19 protein-coding genes are annotated in these 22,591 nt (G+C 69.0%); 11 read left to right on the top strand and 8 right to left on the bottom strand.

Translation table 11 applies throughout. The features are described from left to right. Positions 1-28: 28 nt before the first annotated feature. From ACW18C_RS02335 to ACW18C_RS02300, 8 genes are all read right to left on the bottom strand, one after another. Positions 29-2,086 carry a TonB-dependent receptor gene (locus ACW18C_RS02335; RefSeq protein WP_492072593.1) on the bottom strand — a complete coding sequence of 686 codons (2,058 nt, stop codon included), beginning with the start codon at positions 2,084-2,086 and terminating at the stop codon, positions 29-31. 91 nt (positions 2,087-2,177) lie between these two features. Beyond that, the gene (locus tag ACW18C_RS02330) at positions 2,178-2,864 is read right to left on the bottom strand and encodes a Fe2+-dependent dioxygenase (RefSeq protein WP_492072591.1); all 687 of its coding nucleotides are present in this window, start codon (positions 2,862-2,864) and stop codon (positions 2,178-2,180) included. A 79-nt stretch (positions 2,865-2,943) separates the two neighbouring features. Continuing rightward, complete coding sequence (locus ACW18C_RS02325; protein WP_492072589.1) at positions 2,944-5,244, bottom strand: TonB-dependent receptor; 2,301 nt, start codon at positions 5,242-5,244, stop codon at positions 2,944-2,946. A 182-nt stretch (positions 5,245-5,426) separates the two neighbouring features. Continuing rightward, positions 5,427-6,212: a proteasome-type protease gene (locus tag ACW18C_RS02320; protein ID WP_154725632.1), complete on the bottom strand. Its 786-nt coding sequence runs from the start codon at positions 6,210-6,212 to the stop codon at positions 5,427-5,429. A gap of 64 nt (positions 6,213-6,276) precedes the next feature. Further along, a complete protein-coding gene (locus ACW18C_RS02315) occupies positions 6,277-7,116 on the bottom strand; it encodes a transglutaminase family protein (RefSeq protein ID WP_292150143.1) in 840 nt (279 codons plus the stop codon). Between the two features lie 2 nt (positions 7,117-7,118). Beyond that, on the bottom strand, positions 7,119-8,057 hold the full coding sequence (locus tag ACW18C_RS02310) for an alpha-E domain-containing protein (RefSeq protein WP_492072586.1): 939 nt from the start codon (positions 8,055-8,057) through the stop codon (positions 7,119-7,121). A gap of 139 nt (positions 8,058-8,196) precedes the next feature. Continuing rightward, positions 8,197-9,618, bottom strand: coding sequence for a circularly permuted type 2 ATP-grasp protein (locus ACW18C_RS02305; RefSeq protein ID WP_426025472.1), 1,422 nt, complete (start codon positions 9,616-9,618; stop codon positions 8,197-8,199). A gap of 268 nt (positions 9,619-9,886) precedes the next feature. Next, positions 9,887-11,092 (bottom strand): NAD(P)/FAD-dependent oxidoreductase, encoded by a 1,206-nt coding sequence (locus ACW18C_RS02300; protein ID WP_492072583.1) that lies wholly within the window; start codon positions 11,090-11,092, stop codon positions 9,887-9,889. Between the two features lie 151 nt (positions 11,093-11,243). On the opposite strand from ACW18C_RS02300, the gene ACW18C_RS02295 reads away from it, so the two are divergent. From ACW18C_RS02295 to edd, 11 genes are all read left to right on the top strand, one after another. After that, positions 11,244-11,534, top strand: coding sequence for a YerC/YecD family TrpR-related protein (locus tag ACW18C_RS02295; RefSeq protein ID WP_492072581.1), 291 nt, complete (start codon positions 11,244-11,246; stop codon positions 11,532-11,534). A gap of 10 nt (positions 11,535-11,544) precedes the next feature. Beyond that, a complete protein-coding gene (gene hisG / locus ACW18C_RS02290) occupies positions 11,545-12,426 on the top strand; it encodes an ATP phosphoribosyltransferase (protein ID WP_492072579.1) in 882 nt (293 codons plus the stop codon). Beyond that, the gene (gene hisD, locus ACW18C_RS02285) at positions 12,426-13,733 is read left to right on the top strand and encodes a histidinol dehydrogenase (protein WP_492072577.1); all 1,308 of its coding nucleotides are present in this window, start codon (positions 12,426-12,428) and stop codon (positions 13,731-13,733) included. Before hisG ends, hisD begins: the two co-directional genes overlap by 1 nt. Positions 13,734-13,917: 184 nt before the next feature. Beyond that, entirely contained in the window at positions 13,918-15,342 is a 1,425-nt protein-coding gene (gene hisB, locus ACW18C_RS02280) for an imidazoleglycerol-phosphate dehydratase HisB (RefSeq protein WP_492072576.1), read from the top strand. 148 nt (positions 15,343-15,490) lie between these two features. Further along, positions 15,491-16,105, top strand: coding sequence for an imidazole glycerol phosphate synthase subunit HisH (gene hisH / locus ACW18C_RS02275; RefSeq protein ID WP_492072574.1), 615 nt, complete (start codon positions 15,491-15,493; stop codon positions 16,103-16,105). Continuing rightward, complete coding sequence (gene hisA, locus ACW18C_RS02270) at positions 16,099-16,830, top strand: 1-(5-phosphoribosyl)-5-[(5-phosphoribosylamino)methylideneamino]imidazole-4-carboxamide isomerase (protein WP_154726402.1); 732 nt, start codon at positions 16,099-16,101, stop codon at positions 16,828-16,830. The genes hisH and hisA overlap by 7 nt, the downstream gene beginning before the upstream one ends. 31 nt (positions 16,831-16,861) lie before the next feature. Then, the gene (gene hisF / locus ACW18C_RS02265) at positions 16,862-17,629 is read left to right on the top strand and encodes an imidazole glycerol phosphate synthase subunit HisF (RefSeq protein WP_492072573.1); all 768 of its coding nucleotides are present in this window, start codon (positions 16,862-16,864) and stop codon (positions 17,627-17,629) included. Positions 17,630-17,813: 184 nt separating this feature from the next. Next, complete coding sequence (gene hisIE / locus ACW18C_RS02260; RefSeq protein WP_492072571.1) at positions 17,814-18,437, top strand: bifunctional phosphoribosyl-AMP cyclohydrolase/phosphoribosyl-ATP diphosphatase HisIE; 624 nt, start codon at positions 17,814-17,816, stop codon at positions 18,435-18,437. A 69-nt stretch (positions 18,438-18,506) separates the two neighbouring features. Continuing rightward, a complete protein-coding gene (gene zwf / locus ACW18C_RS02255; RefSeq protein ID WP_035310040.1) occupies positions 18,507-19,964 on the top strand; it encodes a glucose-6-phosphate dehydrogenase in 1,458 nt (485 codons plus the stop codon). Continuing rightward, the gene (gene pgl / locus ACW18C_RS02250; RefSeq protein ID WP_492072569.1) at positions 19,957-20,673 is read left to right on the top strand and encodes a 6-phosphogluconolactonase; all 717 of its coding nucleotides are present in this window, start codon (positions 19,957-19,959) and stop codon (positions 20,671-20,673) included. The genes zwf and pgl overlap by 8 nt, the downstream gene beginning before the upstream one ends. A 1-nt stretch (position 20,674) precedes the next feature. Then, positions 20,675-22,564 carry a phosphogluconate dehydratase gene (gene edd, locus ACW18C_RS02245; protein WP_492072567.1) on the top strand — a complete coding sequence of 630 codons (1,890 nt, stop codon included), beginning with the start codon at positions 20,675-20,677 and terminating at the stop codon, positions 22,562-22,564. Positions 22,565-22,591: the final 27 nt, after the last annotated feature.

Genomic DNA, 22,591 nt, shown 5'->3' with positions numbered 1-22,591 from the left:
CCGTGCGACGATTTCGCCGCAGAGAGCGTCAATAGCTGAATCGCACCCCGGCCCGCACCGTGCGCGGCGGGGCGTAGCCGGCGACGTCGGTCCCGGTCATCGACACCTCGACCTCTTCATCAAAGGCGTTGTCCAAGGCGGCCCAGACCATGACGCCTTCGCGCGCCGCCCACTCCGCCCGGGCGTCCAGGGTCAGGGCGGGATCCAGCGACCGGCTGTTCAGGTCATCGTCGAACCGCGCCGACTCATAGCGCGCGGCCAGCCCCAGGCTCAGCCGCTCCGTCGCACGCCAGTCCAGGCCCGCTGTCGCGCTCCACTCCGGCGCCTGGGCCGGGCGCAGGCCGGTCAGCTGCGGCGCCGCCGTCCCGCCGTCCACCTCGGCGTCGGTCCACGACAAGGCCGCGTTCAGCGACAGGGCCTCGGTCGCCTGGACGGACCCGTTCAGCTCGACGCCCCAGGCCTCGATGGTTCCGGCGTTCTGGCGCTGGCGCAGCACCCCGCCGGCGGGCACGAAGCCCGCGCGGGGGAAGGTCCCCGGCCCCTCGCCGATCGTGACATTGACGATGGCGTCCTCGATCTCGTTCCAGAAGACCGTCGCCCCCCAGGCGATTCCGGCACGGTCGTAGGCCAGGCCTGTCTCGATCCCGCGCAGGGTCTCGGGCTCCAGCGCCGAATTGGCCTCGGTGATGTCGTTGCCGACCCGGAACGGCCGGTGCAGTTCGTTCAGCGTCGCCGGCCGGAAACCGGAATAGGCCGCCGCGCGCCAGGCGTAGCCGGCGCCCAGCAGACCGCTGAGATCCCGTCGCGCCGCCAAACGGGCGCTGAACACCTCGCCCGACCGGTCCTCGTCCGTCTCGTCCAGGATCGGCGCGCCGGTCGCCAGGGTGTATTCGTAGCGGAAGCCCGCCTCGTTCTTCCACTGGTCGTAACGCAGCCCGCCCGCGATCAACCAGTCCCCGCCGGTCCACGACCCGTCCACATAACCGCCGGCCACCGAGGTCTCGCCACCCGCCCGACGCCCGCGCGCAAAGCCCGCGCCGGTGGAATTGCTGAAGAATTCGTTGGTCGCGCCCTCGTTGAACCGGGCGTCGGCGCCGACCTCCCATTCCAGCCGCCCGCCGGCGACGTCGGCGGTGCGGCGGCGCAGGGCCGCGTTCAGCCCCCAGCCCGTGGCGGGGGTCTTGTACTGACTATTGGCCGGCGTCGTGGTCGACCGGTCCGCCGCCACCGAGGCCGAACTGTTGGCGAAATTGCTCTCGATCCGCCAGGCCTGCAGCCGCCAGCCGTACCCGTCGACGGGCGGCGCCTTGGCCGCCGTGGCGCTCAGGCTGTGCCCGCTGGCGTTGGACCGAGTGTTCAGCAGACCGGACCCGCGATCCTCCTCCCAGGTCGCCGCCCGCAGCGACAGGTTCGCCCCTTGCAGGTTCAGCCCGTCCAGCGGCGCATCGACCCGCAGGGCCGCGCTGCGGCTGTCCAGGTCCAGCGGCCTATCCGCCGCCCCCGCCGCCGGCCCGCGCACCGGCGTATAGCCGTCGCTGGTCTCGTACAGACCCGACAAGGTCACGCCGAACAGGCCCATCCGGGTGGAGCCGGAGCCCGCGACCCTGGCCCCGCCGCGCTCGGCGACCGAGAGGTCCAACACCCCGCCGCTGTCCCGTTCCGTCAGACCGATGACCCCGGTCAGGGCGCCGGCGCCATAGGGCCCCGCCCCCGCGCCGCGCACCACATCCACCCGCTCCAGCGATTCCGGCGCCACCTGGGACCAGATCACCCAACCCCCGAACGGATCGTTCAGCGGAACCCCGTCCAGCGTCACCAGGGTCCGACCCGCGCCGGACGGCGCGATGGCCCGCAGCGAAATCCCCTGGGTCGTCGGATTGGCGGCCAGGCTGGAGGTGCGGCGGAACAGGGACACGGCCGGCACGGTCCGCAGGGCCTCGTCCAGCCGGGCGGATCGCTCCAGCACCCTCTGGTCCAGCCGCACCACCGAAAAGGCGGCGTCGGCGGCGGCGGGCGGCAGACGGGCGGCCGTCACCGTGATTTCAGACAATTGGGCGGGCGGTGCGGGGGGCGTGTCTTGGAACATCCCGGTCACAATAGACCAGCTCCGCCTTGGTTCACGGCTGCGACCTTATAACTCCGATTGAGGCCCCGAGGTCACAAGGACCGGGCCGGCGTCAAACCTCGGACCAGCGCCGCAGCAGGTTGTGATAGACGCCGGTCAGTTCGATCACCGCCTGATCCTTCGGCCCCTTCTCCGTCGCCACCCGCTGGGTCGCCACGTCCAGCCGGAACAGCATTTCCCGGTCGCCGTCGTCGCGGATCAGGCTCTGCATCCACATGAAGGATGAAACCCGCGCCCCGCGCGTCACCGGCATGACCTTGTGCAGGCTCTTGGACGGATACAGCACCAGATCCCCCGCCGGCAGCTTGACCGACTGGGGCCCATACATCTCCTCGATGATCAGTTCCCCGCCGTCGTAATCCTCGGGCTCCGACAGGAAGAGGGTGGCCGAAAGGTCGCTGCGGATGCGGACCGAACCCCCGCCCCGCTGCTGGCGAATGGCGTTGTCCACGTGCAGCCCGAACTCGCCCCCGCCCTCATAGCGGTTGAAAAGAGGCGGAAAGATCGTGTGCGGCAGGGCGGCGGCCACGAACATCGGATTGGCGTTCAGCGCCTGGACGATCAGGGCCGAGACCTCCTTCGCCACGTCCGAGTCTTCCGGCAGTTGTTGGTTCCGCTTTGCCGTCGCCGACTGGTGGCCCGAAGTCATATTGCCGTCGGCCCAGGGACCGGCGTCCAGCCGCTCGCGCAGGGCCTTCACTTCCGCCTTGGAAAAGACTTCGGGGATCTGGAGCAGCACGGTCGGGTCTCGCTCGAAAAGAAAAGACGGCCCCGCCGGAAGGACGGGGCCGCCAGATATAGGCCGGGGATCGTGGCCTCTAGAAGCGCAGGTTCAGCGCCAGGATCGCCTGCCGCCCCGGAGCGGGGTCGGCATGGTGAACCCCGTTGGTCCGCATGATGTATTCCTCATCCGTGGCGTTCTTGACGTTCAGCTGCAGGCTGGCGCGGTCTGTCACGTCATAGGAGGCGAACAGGTCCAGGCGGGTGTAGCTGGGCGCATAGACGGCGGCCGAACCGCCGCCGGCCCCGCCCTGGTTTCCGCCGAACCGGTCGTCCACATAATAGACACCGCCGCCCAGGCTCAACTTGGGCAGGACGCGATAGGTGGTGAACAGGCTGAAGCTGTTCTTGGGCGTATTGGCCAGCGGATCGCCTTCGAAGGCGCTCGGAACAGGCGCGCCGTCCACGATGGTGACGGCGCCCCGAACCAGCTCGGAGTCCATATAGGTATAGCCGCCGAACACGGTCCAGGCCGGCGTGACGCTGCCCGAGAAGCCGAGCTCCAGCCCTTCGACCTTGACCTCGCCGACCTGAGCGTACTGGTCGGTGTCGACCAGCACTTGCGCGTTCTTGCGCGTCGTCTGGAACAGGGCGCCGCTGAGGGTCAGCCGCTGGCCGAACAGTTCGGCCTTGGCGCCGACCTCATAGTTCTCGGTGTCTTCCGGATCGAGGAGCTGGCCCGCCAGATTGCCGCTGCCCTCGCCGCCGCTCGCGCCGTTCTGGTCGCCGCCGGACACGGTGGGCGGCGTCGAGGAGGTGGCGTAGGACGCATAGACGCTGGTGTTGGAGGTGGGCTTGTACACCAGGCCGACCTGATAGTTGACGAAGTCCCACTCGCCCTCGTGGAAGGTCGGCGTGGCGGCGCCGCGGGCGATGGACGTGCCTTCGGTCTCGTAACGGTCGTAGCGCAGGCCCAGGTTCAGCAACCACTTCGGCCCAAAGGCGATGGAGTCGGCGCCATAGACGCCCCAGCTGGTGGTGTTGGAGTGGGTTTCGGCTCCGCGCGCGATCGAGCCGGTCCACGGATCGTTCGGGTTGGGATCATAGACCGGCGTGCAGTCGAAGCCGGTCAGGCCGGTCGGACAGGCCGAGCCGCTGGTGGTGGTGATGTTGTAGGAGGCGTTGCGGTTGATCTCGCGCGAATATTCCACGCCCAGGTCGAAATCATGCTTCAGCCCGCCCGTGGTGAAACTGCCGTACAGGTCGGTGACATTGGCGAAGGTCTCGGCTGGGTTCCAGCGCGACTTGAGACCCCGCTTCATCCACCAGGTGTCGCCGACCAGAACCGCCGTGCCGCCGTCGCCCGGATTGGTCAGCACATAGTCGTTCAGCGTCTCGGAATAGCGGGTCAGGTTGCGCAGGGTCAGGGTGTCGCTGAACTTGTGCTCCAGCTTGACCGTCACGCTGTCGACCTCGTTGCGCATGTAGTCGCGCGCCTTCAGGCCGTAGAAGGTGTCGTAGGGCACGTTCAGGATCCGGCTGTCCGTCGTCTTGATCGCCCAGTTGTTGTCCAGCTTTCGGTCCAGCGGAATGCCGTAGTCCGGCATCGAGTCGGCGGTCAGGTGGTAGTAGTTGATCGTGGCCGAAGTGTCGGTTCCCAGGCCGACGCCCAGGGCCATGGCCAGGCCGTACTTCTCGAAGTCCACCGCGTCCCGGCCCGGGACGTCGCCCTCGGTCGCCATCAGGTTCAGACGGAAGGCGCTGGTGTCGTTCAGGCGCCAGTTGCCGTCCACGGTGGCGCGGTAATAGCTGTCCGTGCCGGCGCCGAGGCTGGCGCTGACGGCGTCGGCCAGGCGCGGCTGCTTGGAGCTGAGATTGATGCTGCCGCCGCCCGAGCCGCGACCCGAATAGACGGAATCGGCGCCCTTGATGACCTCGACCTGCTCCAGGTCGAAGACCTCGCGCTGCTGGCCGCCCGCGTCGCGCACGCCGTCGACGAAGATGTTGTTGCCCGACGACTGGCCCCGGATGAAGGGCCGGTCGGCCAGCGGCTGGCCGCCTTCGCCCGCGCCGAAGGTGATGCCGGGGGAGTTGCGCAGCAGGTCTTCCAGCGAGGTCGCCGCCGTCTGGGTGATGACCTGTTCCGGGATGATCGTCACCGAGCGGGGCGTGTCCAGCAGGGGCGCCACGAACTCGGGGCTTTCCGGCTGACGCTTCTTCAGTTGGCCGTTGACGTCGATCGTGCCGAGATTGGCCGGTTGCTGTTGCTGATCGGCGGTGACGATCACGCCGCCCTCGGACGTTACATCGGCGGCCAGGGCCGGCGCGGCGACCAGCATGCCGGCGGCGCTGGAGGCGAACAGAAGCGATCGGAGCGCGGCGGCGCGGGACTCGGACATATTGAGGCGACCTTTTGGCCTGATTTTGCGATGCGGTCGCAATAGCCAGCTTAACAAGTTCGCACAAGAGGAATTGCGACTTAATCGCAGACGCACGGTTGCCTTGGCGGGTGCGCGCTGTGGCGGTGGTCGCCTCAACCCTCCGCGAGACGGCCTGAGACGGCGGCGGGACCGCCCCTGGCTCAGATGACGATGCTCATGTTCCGCATCGGCGGCGACAGATCGAGATCCAGCCAGGTGGGATCGGGCATGGCCTTGTGGGCCGAGGCCAGGGCTTCCGACCAGCGCCGGCCCAGGTCGCGGAAATAGGGATCGTCCACGTCGATCCGGCGCTCCATCCCCGTCAGGTGGTCGCGGGGAATGACGATCAGGTCCAGCGGCGGCCCCACGGCGATGTTCGAGCGAATCGTCGAATCGAACGAGATCAGCCCCAGTTTGACCGCCTCGGACAGGGGGGTGGAATTGTGCAGCGCGCGATCCAGGATCGGCTTGCCGTACTTCAGCTCACCGATCTGCAGATAGGGGGTGTCCGGCCCGCATTCGATGAAGTTGCCCTGCCCGTAGATCAGATACAGACCCATTTTTCCGCCGGCGATCTGGCCGCCCAGCAGCATGGAGGCGTTGACGTTCAGGGCGTCGGCGGTCGGCGAGGCGGGCGTGTTGATGGTGGCCCGCACCATGGCCAGGGCATGACCCAGGATCTGGGCGGCGCGGAACAGGGTCGGGGCGGTCTCCAGCGTCTCCAGCGCGGTCGAGTCGGGCAGTTTCACCCCCTCCGCCACCATGGCCAGGGCCGTCTGGGTGACCGACAGATTCCCGGCCGTCGCCACCGCCAGGATCCGCTCGCCGGTGGTCTTGAAGATATGCAGCTTGCGATAGGACGAGATGTTGTCCACGCCCGCATTGGTGCGGGTGTCGGCGATCATCGCCAACCCCTCGTCCACCAGCATGCCCACGCAATAGGTCACTTCGCTCTATCCGCTCCCGGTTCCGCGAATCGTTCGACGCTAGCAGATTCCCCGGCCATGGCGATCACGACCATCCCCTGGATTGATGTTGCTGCTGACTCTGTTGCACAGGCCGCACATGCAGGGCGACCGTCAGCGTCCCGATCCCGCCGCCGTAGCTGGTGCCCCGGATCGGCGTCGCGCCCAGGGCGTCCAGGCCCGTGGCGATGCGGACATAGTTGTCGGTCGGACAGATTCCGTTGGCCGCATCAAACCCGACCCAGCCCAGCCCCTCGATCCAGGCCTCGGCCCAGGCGTGGGCGGCGTCCTGGTCATGCTGTCCGTCCGAGCGGTTCAGATGGCCCGAGACATAGCGGGCCGGCACGCCCAGCGTCCGGGCGCAGGCGATGAAGATCTGCGCGTGGTCCTGGCAGACCCCGCGCCGGATGGCGAAGGCCTCGGCCGCCGTATGGGTCGCGGACGTGGCGCCGACCTCGAAGGCCACCCCGCCGTGGATGGCCCCCATCAGCCGGTGCATCCGCTCCAGCGGCGCACCCTCGCCGATCTCCCTGGCGAAATCGACCAGGGCCGCGTCCGCCTCGGTCAGGCGGGTGTCGCGCAGATAGACGCCGGGCTGCAGCCGCTCGTTCTGGCCCCGGATCACCCCGCCGGTGTCCATGGTCGAAACCTCGCCCGTCACCCGGATGGTCAGGGCGTCGGTCGGGCGCTCGGTATAGAGGCTGTGGACGATATTGCCGAAGGCGTCCTCGCTGCGTCGCAGCCGCGCATCCACGTCGGTCTCGATGCGCCATTCGCGCACCTGCTGGCTCTCGCAGGACCGGGGCGTCAGCCGCAGCATCTGCACGATGAACCGCGCCGGCCGGGCGTAGGCGTAGCGGGTGGAATGGTCGATCCGTATCCGCATGGTCAGACCAGATACTGTTCGTGGATGGCGGCGGCCAGGGCGTTGTTCTGGTTCAGGAAGCCCTGGATGTATTCGTGCAGGCCCGACTGGAAGATGTCCTCGATCTTGGCCTCGTTGAACTGGGTCAGACGGTTGGACGCCAGCCGCTGCGCCGGTCCACGCCGGCCGTAATCGGTGGCCAGCTTCTCCAGATAGCTGACGATCATTCCCTGGCAGCTGGCCAGCGAGCGCGGCATCTGCCGGTTCAGCACCAGCAGGTCCGCCACCAGCCACGGCCGCACGCTCTCGCGATAGACCCAGCGATAGGCGGTCAGGGCCGAGACCTCGCGCAGCAGGGTCGTCCACTGGAAATAGTCCAGCTGTCCGCCCACCCGTTCGCCGGGTGGCAGCAGCAAGTGATATTTCACGTCCAGAAGGCGGGCGGTGTTGTCGGCCCGCTCGATCGCCATCCCCAATCGCAGGAACCAGTAGGCGTCGTTGCGCAACATGGTCCGCGACGAGGCGCCCTCGACCGCCAGGGACGTCGATTTCACGAAGTCGAGGAAGTTGGTGAAGTCGTCGCGCTTGGTCGGCTCGCCCAGTTCGTTCAGCCCGTTCCAGGCGCCGTTGATCGCCTCCCACAGCTCGATGGTCAGGGCCGTCCGCACCGAGCGCGCATTTGTCCGCGCCTTGGTGATGCAGGCCTTGATCGAGGTCGAGTTGTCGTAGCCGAAGGCCAGATATTCCCGGACCGACTTCTCCGAGATGGTCCGGCCCGAGGCGTCGAAGCCGCTCTTGACCCCCGACGAGGCGATGGCGCCGGCCCAGGCCGTGACCGTGGCCTGGTCCTTGGCCGGCAGGGCGGCCAGGCGAATGGCGGCCTCCAGAATGCGCGCGAGAAAGTCCGCCCGCTCCATATAGCGGCCGGTCCAGTACAGGCTGTCTGCAGTGCGTGAGAGCATCTATTCCTCCCCCGTTGGGGGAGGGGGACCGCCCGAAGGGTGGTGGAGGGGGCCAAACGCAAACAGGGTGTCCGGGGCGAGCCCCCTCCACCGTGAACACGCGGTCCCCCTCCCCCGACGGGGGAGGATTTTCGTCCGCTTAAACATCCAGCACCCAGGTGTCCTTGGTTCCGCCGCCCTGGCTGGAGTTGACCACCAGCGACCCCTCCTTCAGCGCCACCCGCGTCAGCCCGCCGGGCGCGACCCGCACCCCCGCCGGACTGGACAGGACGAACGGCCGCAGATCGACGTGCCGCGGCGACAGGGCGCCGCCGTTCAGGGTCGGGGCGGTCGACAAGCTCAGCGTCGGCTGGGCGATGAAGTCGTCGGGATCGGCGATCAGCTTGGCCCGGAAGGCCTCGATCTCGGCCTTGGTCGAGGTCGGCCCCACCAGCATGCCGTAACCGCCCGATCCGCCGACCTCCTTGACCACCAGTTCGTCCAGCCTGCCCAGCACCTCCTTCAGCGCGTCCGCCTCGCGGCAGCGCCAGGTCGGCACATTCTTCAGGATCGCGTCCTCGCCGGTGAAGAAGCGGATGATCTCGGGCATGTAGGTATAGACGGCCTTGTCGTCGGCCACCCCCGTCCCGACCGCATTGGCCAGGGTCACCCGCCCGGCGAAATAGGCCGACATCAGCCCCGGCACCCCGACCGCCGAATCCGGCATGAAGGTCAGGGGGTCGATGAAGTCGTCGTCGATGCGGCGATAGATGACGTCGACCCGCTTGGGGCCCTCGGTCGTGCGCATATAGACGGTGTCGTCATTGACGAAGAGGTCGCCGCCCTCGACCAGCTCGACCCCCAGCTTGTCCGCCAGGAAGCTATGTTCGTAGTAGGCCGAGTTGAACGGCCCGGGCGTCAGCACGACGATGGTCGGATCCTCGCCCGCCCCCGACGGGGCCGAGGCCTGCAAGGACCGCAACAGCATGTCGGTATAGATCTCGACCGGCCGCACCGCATGTTCGGCGAACAGGTCGGGGAACAGCCGCATCATCATCTCGCGGTTCTCCAGCATATAGGAGACCCCGGACGGCGTGCGGACATTGTCCTCCAGCACATAGAAGCCGTCCTCGCCCGTGCGGACCAGATCGACGCCGGCGATATGGCACCAGACGTCGCCCGGCGGCCGGCGGCCCTGCATCTCGGGCCGATAGTGTGGATTGGTCAGGATCAGGTCGGCGGGCACGATCCCGGCGCGGATACAGTCCTGCGGTCCGTAGATGTCCTTCAGGAAGGCGTTGATGGCGGTGACCCGCTGCTTCAGCCCCTTCTCCAGCCCGCCCCATTCGTCGGCGCCGATGATGCGCGGCACCACGTCGAACGGGATCAGCCGCTCGTTGGATTCCTCGTCGCCATAGACAGCGAAGGTCACGCCCATCCGGCGGAAGAACAGCTCGGCCTGGCGCGAGCGCGCCTGCAGCAGATCCGGCGGGGCGTTTTCCAGCCAGGCCGCCAGCGTCTTGTAGCTGTCGCGGATCGTCCCCGATCCGCCGCCGTTCATTTCGTCGAAAGCTCTCGTCATTCGCCCCCGCCGCGTTGAGTTCGCAGCTTGATCGCTACCCAACGAAAAGCGCAACAGTTTTGTTGCACTGCGGCGACGACGAAGCGGCGGAGCGCCTCTCCCTCCCCCTGCGGGGGAGGGGGGCTGAGCCGAAGGCGAAGCCGGGTGGGGGCGGCAGGGCGACACGGGACATATCTCGCGAAGCAGAACCCGTGCGACCCCGCCTAGCCGCCCCCACCCGGTCGCTCCGCGACCGCCCTCCCCCGCAGGGGGAGGGATAAGGCCTGTGTCACACCCCCACCGCCTTCATCGACACCGTCTGGTCCGCCAGCTTCGCCACATCCACCGGCGTCGCCTTCCCGATCAGCTGTTTGCCCGCCATGAACTCCGGCGGCGCATTGACCGCCTCCACACAGACCACTCGGTCCCCGTTCAGGTGAAACACCGCAAAGCCCCCCGCCGTGGGATCACCGCGCACCACCTGCCGGTCCGCATCGAACGGCAGGCCCGCGATCTGAAGCTTGAAGTCGTACTGATCGGACCAGAACCACGGCACCTCAGGCGCCGGCCCCGGCCGCCCGACGATAGCCGCCGCCGCCTGTTTCGCCTGTTCCAGCGCATTGGGCACGCTCTCCAGCCGGTGCGAAACGCCGCCGTGAACCGGAATCGGCCGCCGCGTCATGTCGCCGACGGCGAAGACGGCGGGATCGCTGGTCCGCGCCTGCTCGTCCACCACCACCCCGTCGTCGCAGCGCAGGCCCGCCGACCGCGCCAGGCTTTCGCACGCCAGCGCCCCGACCCCGACCAGAACCGCATCCGCTTGCACCACCGATCCATCCGCCAGGGTCACGCCGTCATGGGCCACGGCGACCACCTCGGCCCCGGTCAGGATCTCGACCCCGTGCGCCCGATGCTGGGCGGTGAAGAAGTTCGACAGGGTCTCGGACGCCACCCGCGCCAGCACGCGCGGCGCCCGCTCGATCACCACCGCCTCGGCGCCCAGGGCCCGAGCCGAAGCCGCCGCCTCCAAGCCAACATAGCCGCCGCCGACAACCGCCAGCCGCTTGCCCGGCCCCAGCACGGCCTTCAGCCGTTCCGCGTCCTTCAGCGTCCGCAGCTCCAGCAGTTCGGGATGATCCCCGCCCGGCACAGGCAGTTTCCGCGCCGTCGATCCCGTCGCCAGGACCAGCACGTCATAGGTCTCGCTCGATCCTTCATGGAAGGCGACCGTCTTCGCCTCCGGGTCCACGGACACGGCGACAGTCGACGGCCGAAACTCGATCCCCTGTTCTTCATAGAAGCTCAGCGGCCGCAGCAGCAGCGCCTCCAGATCCGCCTCGCCCTTCAGCCAGGCCTTGGACAGGGGCGGCCGCTGATACGGCGGCGCATCCTCTTCGCCCACCAGCACGATGGGGCCTTCATGGCCGTATTGCCGCAGAAAGGCCGCGACGGAGCCGCCGGCGTGCCCGGCGCCGATGATCAGGATCTTGGTCATGGCCGGACAGATAGAGCGGTGCGCGGGCGGGCGTAAGTCGTGATTGGTGAATCGTGAGCCGTGACTGGAGCCCGCGCGCGCCCAATCACGAGTCACGACTCACGATTCACACCCCTTGACCGTTCCACTGTTACAGCATAGTGGAACGCGCATGACGACCCCGCCCGCCCGCGACGCCCTCCATGACGCCCTGCTGTCGATGCAGACGCGCGCCGAGATCGACGCCTTTCTGGCCGATCTCTGCACCCCGGCGGAACTGCGCGCCTTCGCCGAGCGCTGGCAGGTGGCCCGCCTGCTCGACGCCGGCGGCAAATCCTATCGCGAGATCGCGGCCGAGGCCCACGCCAGCCCCACCACCGTCGTCCGCGTCGCCCGCTATCTCAAAGACATGCCGCACCAGGGCTACCGCCTCGCCCTGGACCGCCTGAAGAACACGAACTGAGTATCCGAACATGAGCACCGCCCAGGGCCGGCTTCGCATCGCCGTCCAGAAATCCGGCCGTCTGGCCGACCGCAGCCTCGACCTGATCCGCGACGCGGGTCTGAAATGGGTCAAGGGCCACAACGATCTGCTGTATCGGGTCGAGAACTATCCGATCGACCTGCTGCGCGTCCGCGACGACGACATCCCCACCTTCGTGGCCGACGGCGTCTGCGATCTGGGGATCGTCGGCGAGAACGTGCTGGAGGAGGGCCGCAACGGCGGTCCCAACGCCTCGGTCGTCATGCCCCTGGGCTTCGGCCGCTGCACCCTGAAGATCGCCACGCCCCCGACCCTGGCCTATGACGGCCCGGCCTCGCTGGACGGACTGCGCATCGCCACCTCCTATCCGAAGATCCTGCGCCGCTTCCTGGACGAGCGCGGGGTCAAGGCGGACATCGTCGTCATGCGCGGCGCCGTCGAGGTCGCGCCCCGGCTGAAACTGGCCGCCGCCATATGCGACCTGGTCTCGACCGGCGCGACGCTGGAGGCCAACGGCCTGGGCGCCAAGGACACGGTGCTGGAAAGCCAGGCCGTCCTGATCCAGTCCCCCGTCGCGCCCGAGCCCGCTCTACAGCACCTGCTGGACAGCATCATCGAGCGGATGTCGGGCGTGGTGTCCTCGCAGGGCGCCAAATACGTCATGCTGAACGCCCCGCGTTCGGCGCTTGATGAGATCAAGGCCATTCTGCCCGGCGCCGGCTCGCCCACCGTCATGCCCCTGATGGGCCGCGACGACGCCGTCGCCGTCCACGCCGTCTGCCAGGAGGCCGTCTTCTGGGAGACGCTGGAGAAGCTGAAGGCCGCCGGCGCCTCGGCCATCCTGGTCCTGCCTATCGAGAAGATGATGTGATGAAGCTGATCGACTGGTCTTCCCTCGACGCCGCCGGCAAGAAGGCGGCCCTCGCCCGCCCGGCCCAGCGCACCGCCGGCGACGTGACCGAGGTGGTCCGCACCATCCTGGACGACGTGCGCGAACGCGGCGGCGCGGCCGTCACCGACTGGTGCGTCAAGCTGGACAAGGCCCCGCCCCGCCGCATCGCCATCACGCCCGAGGCCGTGGCCGAGGCCCGCAACGCCCTGCCCCCCGGCGACGTCCGCGCCCTGCGCATGGCGGCCGAGAATGTCCGCGTCTTCCACCAGGCGACCAAGCCGGAGGACACCCCCTTCATCGAGACCACCCCCGGCGTGCGCTCCAAACTGGCCTGGCGGCCCATCGCCTCGGCCGGTCTCTATATCCCCGGCGGCACCGCCCCCCTGTTCTCGTCGCTGTTGATGCTGGCCATCCCGGCCGGCGTCGCCGGCGTGGGCCAGCGCGTCGCCGTCACGCCGCCGAACAAGGACGGCGGCGTCCACCCCGCCATGATCCTGGCCGCGGCCGAGGCCGGCCTGGACGCCCTCTGGCTGATGGGCGGGGCCCAGGCCATCGCCGCCCTGACCTTCGGCGTCGAACTGGAGGACGGCGTCATCCCCGCCTGCGACAAGCTGTTCGGCCCCGGCAACGCCTATGTCGCCGAAGCCAAGAAACAGGCCTCCGCCCTTCCCGGCGGCCCCGCCGTCGACATGCCCGCCGGCCCGTCCGAACTGATGGTCATCGTCGACCGCGACGCCGCACCCGAGATCGCCGCCGCCGACCTGCTCAGCCAGGCCGAACACGACGCCGACGCCCAGGTCATCCTGGTCTCCACCAGCCGCGCCACCATCGACTACATCCTGTCGGAGGTTGAGGTTCAGGTCGCCACCCTGCCGCGCGAAGCCATCGCCCGCGCCTCGCTGAACGAGGCCCGCGCCATCCTGGTCCGCGACCTCGACGCCGCCGCAGAAGTCGCCAACCTCTATGGTCCGGAACACCTGGCGATCCAGGTCGACGATCCCGAGCCCCTGGTGGATTCCATCAAGGCCGCCGGCGCCGTCTTCGTCGGCCGGTTCGCCGCCGAGACCCTGGGCGACTACGCCGCCGGCCCCAGCCACGTCCTGCCGACCGACGGCGGCGCCCGCACCCTGGGCGGCGTCACCACCGCCAGCTTCATGACCACCATGTCGGTCCAGCTGGTCTCCGAGGCCGGCGCCCGCGCCCTGGCCCCCATCGCCGCCCGCCTGGCCCGGATGGAGGGGCTGGAAGCCCACGCCCGCGCCGCCGACCTGAGGAGCGAGGGATGAGCGTCGTCCTCAAGAACCCTCTCCCGCTTGCGGGAGAGGTGGCCCGGCGTTCGCGCAGCGAACCAGGGTCGGAGAGGGGAGTTTCGCCAAGTCGCAAAACTCCCCCCATCGTCAGGCGTGTCGCTGCGCGCCACGACCTGACACTTCCCCCGCAAGCGGGGGAAGGTCTCAGCGGAGGCGCCCAATGACCCTGCCCGCCCCCTATCCCCCGCTGGTCTCGGGCGGCGAGGGCCTGGACCGCTATCCCGGCGACGCCTCGGCCCTCGCCGCCCGAATGGCCGCGATCTACGCCGTGCCCGCCGACCAGGTTCTGCCGGTGCGCGGCCTGACCCACGGGCTGGAGCTGGCCTATCGCCTCGCCGCCCGCGACGGCGGTTCGGTCGAGGCGCCCAAGGCCGAACCCTATGACAGTCTCGCCGCCATCTATCCGGCCAAGGGCGAACCCGCAGTCGTGGTCATCCGCGCCCTCGGTTCGCCCGAGGCCGTGGCCGAAATGGCCGCCCGCGTCGCCCCCGCCCTGCTGGTGGTGGACGAGGGCCTGATCGAGTTCTCCGACAGCGTCTCGGCCGCCACCGTCGTCGCCGATCAGCCGAACCTGGTCGTGCTACGCAGCCTGTCCCTGGCCTATGGCCTGGCCGGCGCCCGCGTCGGCGCCGCCATCGCCCAGGCCTCGACCCTGGCCCGCCTCGCCTCGGTGCTGGAGCCCTACGCCCTGCCCGAACCCCTGGTGCGATTGGCGCAACAGGCGCTGGACCCGTCGCGGATGATCGAGACCGCCGAGCGCATCGCCTCGGTCCGACGCGAGCGCGAGCGGATCGCCCGCGAGCTGGGCCGCCAGATGCCGGTCGAGCCCGGCGTCGGCCCCATCGTCATGGCCCGGCCCGAAGACCCCGCCGCCGCCCTGGCCGCCTTGGCCACCTATGGCGTCGCGGCCGACCTGTCCGGCGAGCGCCTGCGCCTGCCGGTCTCGATCAAGCCCGAGGTCAACGACCGGCTGCTGGCGGCCTTCGGCCTGACGCCCGCCAAACGCCGCCCCGCCCGCGTCGGCCAGGCCGTGCGCGACACGAAGGAGACCCGCATCGTCTGCGCCGTCGATCTGGACGCCCCCGGCCCGATCAAGATCGAGACCGGCGTCGGCTTCTTCGACCACATGCTGGAGCAGATCGCGGCCCACGGCGGCTTCTCCCTGCGCCTCCAGTGCGAGGGCGACCTGCACACCGACCCCCACCACACCATCGAGGACAGCGCCATCGCCCTGGGCCAGGCGCTGAAACAGGCGCTGGGCGAACGCAAGGGCATCGCCCGCTACGGCTTCGTTCTGCCGATGGACGAGGCCAATGCGACCGTCTCCATCGACCTGTCCGGCCGTCCCTATCCGCTGTTCGAGGGCACGTTCGACACCCCCTTCATCGGCGACTATCGCACCGACCTGACGGCCCACGTCTTCCGCTCCCTGGCCGAGGCCATGGGCGCCGCCGTACACATCTCGGTCACGGGCCAGGACGACCACCACAAGACCGAGGCCGTCTACAAGGCCTTCGGCCGCGCCCTGCGCCAGGCCATCCGGGTCGAGGGCGACGCCGTGCCGTCCACCAAGGGGGTGTTGTGATGAAATCCTCCCCCGTCGGGGGAGGGGGACCGCGAAGCGGTGGAGGGGGCCGGCCCGCGCGCCGACGTCCGACGCTCCGCACCTCGTGCGCCCTCGCCCCCTCCACCACGCTACGCGCGGTCCCCCTCCCCCAAGGGGGAAGGATCGCATGACCGAAGTCGCCGTCATCGCCTATGGCGCCGGCAATATCGCCTCGGTCCAGTTCGCGCTCGAGCGTCTGGGCGCGACCGTGCGCCTGACCGACGATCCCGCCGTGATCGCCGAGGCCGAACGGGTCATCCTGCCCGGCGTCGGCGCGGCCGGTTACGCCATGGCGCGCCTGTCCGAACTGGGTCTGGTCGAGCCGATCCGCGCCTTCCCCCGCCCCCTGCTAGGCGTCTGCCTGGGCCAGCAGTTGCTGTTCGAAGCCAGTCAGGAGGGCGACGGCGTCGATCTGCTGGGCTTCATCCCCGGCGCCGTGTCCCGGCTGGAGCCGGCGGGCGCCCTGCCTGTGCCGCATATGGGCTGGAGCCGGCTGACGCGCGACCGTGACGATCCGCTGCTGGAGGGGGTCGCCGACGGCGCCTACGCCTATTTCGTCCACGGCTATGTCTGTCCCGACGGCCTCGCCACCCTGGCCCGCGCCGACTATGGCGGCCCGGTGCCCGCCGTGGTCCGCGCCGCCAACCGCTGGGGCTGCCAGTTCCACCCCGAACGCTCGGCCGAGGCCGGCGCGACCATCCTCAGGAACTTCCTGGGCCTGCCCGAGGATCCATCATGCTGATCTATCCCGCCATCGACCTGAAGGACGGCGTCTGCGTGCGCCTGATGCACGGCAAGTTCGACCAGGTGACCCGCTATGACGAACAGCCGGCCACCCGTCTGAGCGCCTTCGCCGCAGAGGGGGCGGAATGGATCCACGTCGTCGATCTGGACGGCGCCGAGGCCGGCGAAGCCGTGCAGCACGCCCTGATCGGCGAACTGACAAAGGCCATCGACGTCAAGATCCAGTCCGGCGGCGGGGTGCGCAGCGCCAACGACGTCGCCAAACTGCTGGACTCGGGCGTCTCGCGCGTCGTCGTCGGTTCGCTGGCGGTGACCCAGCCGAATGATGTCGCCGCCTGGCTGAAGGGGTTCGGCGCCGAGCACATCACCCTGGCCTTCGACGTCAAGATCGAGGACGGCGTGCCGGTGCCCGCCCTGAAGGGCTGGACCCAGTCATCGGGCGTCGATCTGTGGACCGCCCTCGACCGCTATCCCAAGGGACTCTTCAAACACCTGCTGGTCACCGACGTGGGCCGTGACGGCGCCATGACCGGCCCCAATCTGGAGCTTCTGGCCGAAATCCGGCGGCGGCGGCCGGACCTGGTGCTCCAGGCCTCCGGCGGGGTCTCGTCGCTGGACGACATTGCGGCGGTCAAGTCGCTGGGCTGCAACGGCGCCATCGTCGGCCGCGCCCTTTACGAGAACCGCTTCACCCTGCCCGACGCCATAGCGACGGCGGCATGACGGCCCAGTCTTCAGCCAGGAGGGCGGCCCAATGACCGCCCGGCGCATAATCCCCTGCCTGGACGTCAAGGACGGCCGGGTGGTCAAGGGCGTGAAGTTCGTCGGCCACACCGACATGGGCGACGCCGCCGAACTGGCCGCCCGATACCGCGATGCGGGCGCCGACGAACTGGTCTTCTACGACATCACCGCCAGCCCCGAGGGCCGGACCCTGGACTATGGCTGGATCAAGGATATCGCCCGGCTGCTGGACATCCCCTTCTGCGTCGCCGGCGGCATCCGCAGCGTCGATCAGGCGGCCCGCTGCCTGGATCACGGCGCGGACAAGGTGTCGATCAACTCCCCCGCCCTGGAACGCCCCGAACTGATCGCCGAAATGGCCGCCCGCCTGGGCGGGCAGTGCGTCGTCGTCGGCGTCGACAGCCGTCTGGAGGACGGCGAATGGGTGGTCCACAAATACACCGGCGATCCCGACGCGCGCCGCCGCGCCGGCAAACGCACCCTGGACTGGCTGGACGAGGCGCAGAGCCTGGGCGCCGGCGAGATCGTGCTGAACTGCATCGACCAGGACGGGGTTCGACGCGGCTACGATATCGAACAGCTGTCCGCCGCCCGCACGCGCCTGACCATCCCCCTGATCGCATCGGGCGGCGCCGGCGCGCCCGAGCATTTCAAGGCCGTATTCGAACAGTCGGACGTCTCCGGCGCCCTCGCCGCCAGCGTCTTCCACACTGGCGCCATCGCCATCCCGGACCTCAAGGCCTATCTGGCGGGCGAAGGCCTGGAGATGCGGATATGATTCCTGACCCGCAATCCTCCCCCCTTGGGGGAGGGGGACCGCCGCGCCTCTTGCGCGGTGGTGGAGGGGGCCCGCCCGCGCGCCGCCGCCCGACGTCCAACACCCCGCACGCCCTTACCCCCTCCACCACCCTTCGGGCGGTCCCCCTCCCCCAGAGGGGGAGGATTTTTGAGGAGAGGATCCCATGATCGACCCCGCTGCCATCGACTTCGAAAAAGGGAACGGCCTGGTTCCCGTCGTGGTGCAGGACGCCGCCACGCTTCAGGTCCTGACCCTGGCCTATATGGACCGCGCCGCCCTGGACGAGACGATCCAGTCCGGCGAGGCCACCTTCTTCTCGCGTTCGCGCGGCGGGCGCTGGAGGAAGGGCGAGACCTCGGGCGACCGGCTGCACGTCGTCGGCATCACGGCCGACTGCGACAGCGACGCCCTGGTCCTGTCGGTCAACCCGGTCGGCGACGCCTGCCACCTGCACCGCACCAGCTGTTTCGGCGCGGCCGACGCGCCGGGCCTAGGCCGCATCGCCCGGCTGGAACAGACCATCGCCGAACGCGCCGCCGCAGATCCGTCCGAAAGCTGGACCGCCAAACTGATGGCCCAGGGCGTCAAACGCATCGCCCAGAAGGTCGGCGAGGAGGGCGTGGAGACCGCCTTGGCCGGCGTCGCCGGCCCGGACGAGGAACTCGCCAGCGAGGCTGCGGATTTGATCTATCACCTCTTGGTGCTTCTCCACGCCCGTAACATGGTGTTTCAGGATGTGCTGGACGTGTTGGCCTCGCGTGCGGAAGCGGGCAAAGCCCCCGGCTAAGGCCCACCAAGACGAGGCCGAACCCTAAGGACGTGCATTCCCGCCCCGGGGATGATCGAGGAAATTGCGATGGCGGCTCTCATTCTGTTCGGCGGCGGCGGCGATCTGGCGATGCGCATGCTGCTGCCTTCGCTCTATTTCCTGGAGCATGACGGCCTCCTGCCCGAGGATCTGAAGATCATCGGCGCGGCCCGCTCCGAGGAGACCCCCGACGAATATGTGGCCAAGGTCCATGACGCCGTGAAGGCCAAGGCCGAGGCGGACAGGGCCTGGGACGACCACTCCTGGGCCAAGATGAAGGCCCGGCTCGACTATCTGGCCGTGGACGCCACCGATCCCGCCAGTCTGAAGGGCCTGAAGGACCGCGTCGGCGACGGCGAGGTCACCTCCTTCCTGGCCGTCTCGCCCTCGCTGTACGGCCGCATCGTCACGGCGATGAAGACGGCGGGTCTGGCCGAACGCAACTGCCGCATCGTGCTGGAGAAACCGGTCGGCCGCGACCTCAAGTCCTTCCGCGAGATCGACGACGCCGTGTCCCACGCCTTCAGCGAGGACCAGGTGTTCCGCATCGACCACTATCTGGGCAAGGAGACGGTCCAGAACCTGACGGCGCTGCGCTTCGGCAACACCATCTTCGAGCCGCTGTGGAACAATCTGACGATCGACCACGTCCAGATCACCATCGGCGAGACGGTGGGCGTCGGCGACCGCTGGCCCTATTATGACGAGTACGGAGCATTGCGCGACATGCTCCAGAACCACATGCTCCAGCTGCTGTGCCTGGTGGCCATGGAGCCGCCGTCGGACCTGGATCCGGAATCGCTGCGCAACGAAAAGGTCAAGGTGCTGCGGTCCTTGCGGCCCATCACCCCCGAAGAAGCCGAACGCGTCAGCGTGCGCGGCCAGTATGTGGCGGGCGTGTCCGAGGGCAAGCCGGTCAAGGGCTATGACGAGGAGCGCGGCGCGGATTCCGACACCGAGACCTTCGTCGCCATCCGCGCCGACATCGACAACTGGCGCTGGGCCGGCGTGCCCTTCTTCATGCGGACCGGCAAGCGTCTGCCCGAGAAGCGCACCGAGATCGTCATCCAGTTCAAGCCTGTTCCCCACTCGATCTTCGACAATGAAGAAGGCGAGGCGCCGGCCAACCGCATGATCATCGAGCTTCAGCCCGAGGAAGACATCTCGCTGACGGTGATGAACAAGCGCCCCGGCCTGGACAAGCGGATGCAGCTTCAACCCATCACCATGAGCCTGTCCTGGGGCGTCGACGGCAAGTCGGCCGCCCCGCCGCGCCGTCGCATCGCCTATGAACGTCTGCTGCTGGACGCCATGGCCGGCGACTCCACCCTGTTCGTCCGCCGCGACGAAGCCGAACAGGCCTGGAAATGGGTCGACGAGGTCGCCGAGGCCTGGGCCGAATCCGGCCAGAAGCCCGACGAATATGTCGCCGGAACCTGGGGCCCCGACAGCGCCGACATGCTGATGATGCGCACCGGCCGCGACTGGAACACCACCGATGTCTGAGACGCCCGTGATCGAAACCTTCCCGACTGTCGACGCCTGGGCCAAGGCCATCGCCTCCCGCCTGTCCGAGACCCTGGCCGCCGCCGTCCGCGACAAGGGCGGGGCTGTGTTCGCCGGCCCCGGCGGCACGACCCCCGCCCCCGTCTATCGCCGCCTCGCCGCGACCGATCTGGACTGGGCCAGGATCGCCGTCACCCTGGTGGACGAACGCTATGTCCCCGAGACCTCGCCTGAGTCCAACGCCCGGCTGATCCGCGACGTCCTGCTGCAGGACAAGGCCGCCGCCGGCCGCTTCATCCCCCTCTATACGCCCGAGGTCACGGTCGACCGCGCCGCCATCGTCGCGGCCCACGCCCTGGCCGATGCGGGCGGGCGTTTCGACGCGGTCCTTCTCGGCATGGGGGAGGATGGCCATATCTGCTCCATGTTCCCCAACAGCCCCACCCTGAAGACCCTGCTGACCCCGACGCTGAAACCGACCGTCCTGGGCGTGCCCCACGGCCGCGACGGCGCGGCGCCGACGATCGAGCGCCTGTCGATCAACCTGCCCTATCTGATGTCCGCCGGCCGGGTGATCCTGGGCCTGAAGGGCGAGGCCAAGCGCCGCGTCTTCGAGCAGGAGGCCCAGGGCGATCCCAGGATCCAGCCCATCGCCGCCCTGATCGCCGCCGGCGTTCCCCTTGAAGTTCTGTACACGGAAGCCAGCTGACATGACCCTGCACCCCACGGTGGCCGCGGTCACCGCCCGGATCGTCGAGAAAAGCCGCGCGACCCGCGCCGACTACATCCGTCGCATGGACGCCGCCCGCGACAGCGGGACCGGCCGCGCCAAACTGTCCTGCGCCAACTGGGCCCACGCCTTCGCCGGCCAGACCATCGCCGACAAGCTGACCGCCATGGACGGGTCCAAGCCCAACCTGGGCATCGTCACCGCCTATAACGACATGCTGTCGGCCCACCAGCCGTTCGAACGCTTCCCCGGCGTAGTCCGCGAAGCGGTGCGTCAGGTCGGCGCCACGGCCCAGGTCGCCGGCGGCACCCCCGCCATGTGCGATGGCGTCACCCAGGGCCGCCCGGGCATGGAGCTGTCGCTGTTCAGCCGCGACGTCATCGCCATGTCCACCGGCGTAGCCCTGACGCACGACGCCTTCGACGCCGCCCTGATGCTGGGCGTCTGCGACAAGATCGTGCCCGGCCTGTTCATGGGGGCCCTGGCCTTCGGCCATCTGCCCGTCGTCTTCGCCCCCGCCGGTCCGATGCCGTCCGGCATCCCGAACGCGGAGAAGGCCCGCGTCCGCGCCGAGTACGCCCAGAACAAGGTCGATCGCCAGACCCTGCTGGAAAGCGAGATCGGCTCCTATCACTCGCCCGGCACCTGCACCTTCTACGGCACGGCCAACTCCAACCAGATGATGATGGAGCTGGCGGGCCTGCACATGCCCTCGACCGCCTTCGTCCATCCGGACACCGGCCTGCGCGACGCCCTGACCGCCGCCGCCGCCCAGCGCGCCGTCGAACTTGCCCGCAGCGGCGAGAGCCGCATGGCCGACGTCATCGACGAGAAGTCCATCGTCAACGCCATCGTCGCCCTTCTGGCCACCGGCGGCTCGACCAACCACGCCATCCACCTGGTCGCCATGGCCCGGGCGGCGGGCGTGCTGATCGACTGGACCGACATGGACGAGCTGTCTTCCGTCACCCCCCTGCTGGCCCGCGTCTACCCCAACGGCTCGGCCGATGTGAACGCCTTCCAGGCCGCCGGCGGCGTCGCCTTCGTCGCCCGCGAACTGGCCCAGGCCGGCCATATCCACTCGGACGTGACCACCATCATGGGCAAGGGAATCGAGCCCTATTTCCAGGAGCCGTCGATGGTGGACGGCCAGCTGGTCTGGCGCGACGGGGTCAAGGAAAGCCTGGACCTCGACATCTTGCGTCCCGCCTCCAACCCCTTCGACAAGGAGGGCGGTCTGCGCCTCGTCAAGGGCGACCTGGGCCGCGCCGTCATCAAGGTTTCGGCGGTCAAGCCCGAGAACCGCATCGTCGAGGCCCCCGCCGCCGTCTTCGAGACCCAGGAAGACGCGCTGCAAGCCTTCAAGGACGGCAAGCTGTTCCGCGACGTCGTCGTGGTCCTGCGCTTCCAGGGCCCCAAGGCCAACGGCATGCCCGAACTGCACAGCCTGTCGCCGGCCCTGTCCGTCATCCAGGACAAGGGGTTCAAGGTCGCCTTCGTCACCGACGGCCGCATGTCGGGCGCCAGCGGCAAGACCCCCGCCGCCATCCACGTCTCGCCCGAGGCCCTGGCCGGCGGCCCCCTGGCCCATGTGAAGGACGGGGATGTCATCCGTCTGGACGCCGAGGCCGGGGTTCTGACCACGGTGGGCGTCGGCGATCTGTCGGCCCGTCCCGCCGCCGCCCGCTCCGACGCCAACGCGGCGGGCACGGCCTGGGGCTATGGCCGCGAGTTGTTCGCGGCCTTCCGCCACGTCGTCACCACGGCAGAAGAAGGCGCCACCGTCTGCTTCGCCTTCCCCAGCGGCGCCCAATCGCATACGGACACGCCGCCCGATCCCAACTTCGTCGACCGGACCGTGGACGCCTGATCCACCGAACCGACCGCAGGAAACGAC

The organism is Brevundimonas sp. FV1ye7S (assembly GCF_058680995.1).
Note: the sequence above shows the minus strand (reverse complement) of the source record. Positions and strands in the feature narration are given on the sequence as shown.

Bases quoted from the DNA above. Each gene is read 5' to 3' on its own strand.
- ACW18C_RS02335 (WP_492072593.1), bottom strand. From the start codon at position 2,086: ATGTTCCAAGACACGCCCCCCGCACCGCCCGCCCAATTGTCTGAAATC.
- ACW18C_RS02325 (WP_492072589.1), bottom strand. From the start codon at position 5,244: ATGTCCGAGTCCCGCGCCGCCGCGCTCCGATCGCTTCTGTTCGCCTCC.
- ACW18C_RS02315 (WP_292150143.1), bottom strand. From the start codon at position 7,116: ATGCGGATACGGATCGACCATTCCACCCGCTACGCCTACGCCCGGCCG.
- ACW18C_RS02310 (WP_492072586.1), bottom strand. From the start codon at position 8,057: ATGCTCTCACGCACTGCAGACAGCCTGTACTGGACCGGCCGCTATATG.
- ACW18C_RS02305 (WP_426025472.1), bottom strand. From the start codon at position 9,618: ATGACGAGAGCTTTCGACGAAATGAACGGCGGCGGATCGGGGACGATC.
- ACW18C_RS02300 (WP_492072583.1), bottom strand. From the start codon at position 11,092: ATGACCAAGATCCTGATCATCGGCGCCGGGCACGCCGGCGGCTCCGTC.
- ACW18C_RS02295 (WP_492072581.1), top strand. From the start codon at position 11,244: ATGACGACCCCGCCCGCCCGCGACGCCCTCCATGACGCCCTGCTGTCG.
- hisG (WP_492072579.1), top strand. From the start codon at position 11,545: ATGAGCACCGCCCAGGGCCGGCTTCGCATCGCCGTCCAGAAATCCGGC.
- hisD (WP_492072577.1), top strand. From the start codon at position 12,426: ATGAAGCTGATCGACTGGTCTTCCCTCGACGCCGCCGGCAAGAAGGCG.
- hisB (WP_492072576.1), top strand. From the start codon at position 13,918: ATGACCCTGCCCGCCCCCTATCCCCCGCTGGTCTCGGGCGGCGAGGGC.
- hisH (WP_492072574.1), top strand. From the start codon at position 15,491: ATGACCGAAGTCGCCGTCATCGCCTATGGCGCCGGCAATATCGCCTCG.
- hisA (WP_154726402.1), top strand. From the start codon at position 16,099: ATGCTGATCTATCCCGCCATCGACCTGAAGGACGGCGTCTGCGTGCGC.
- hisF (WP_492072573.1), top strand. From the start codon at position 16,862: ATGACCGCCCGGCGCATAATCCCCTGCCTGGACGTCAAGGACGGCCGG.
- hisIE (WP_492072571.1), top strand. From the start codon at position 17,814: ATGATCGACCCCGCTGCCATCGACTTCGAAAAAGGGAACGGCCTGGTT.
- zwf (WP_035310040.1), top strand. From the start codon at position 18,507: ATGGCGGCTCTCATTCTGTTCGGCGGCGGCGGCGATCTGGCGATGCGC.
- pgl (WP_492072569.1), top strand. From the start codon at position 19,957: ATGTCTGAGACGCCCGTGATCGAAACCTTCCCGACTGTCGACGCCTGG.
- edd (WP_492072567.1), top strand. From the start codon at position 20,675: ATGACCCTGCACCCCACGGTGGCCGCGGTCACCGCCCGGATCGTCGAG.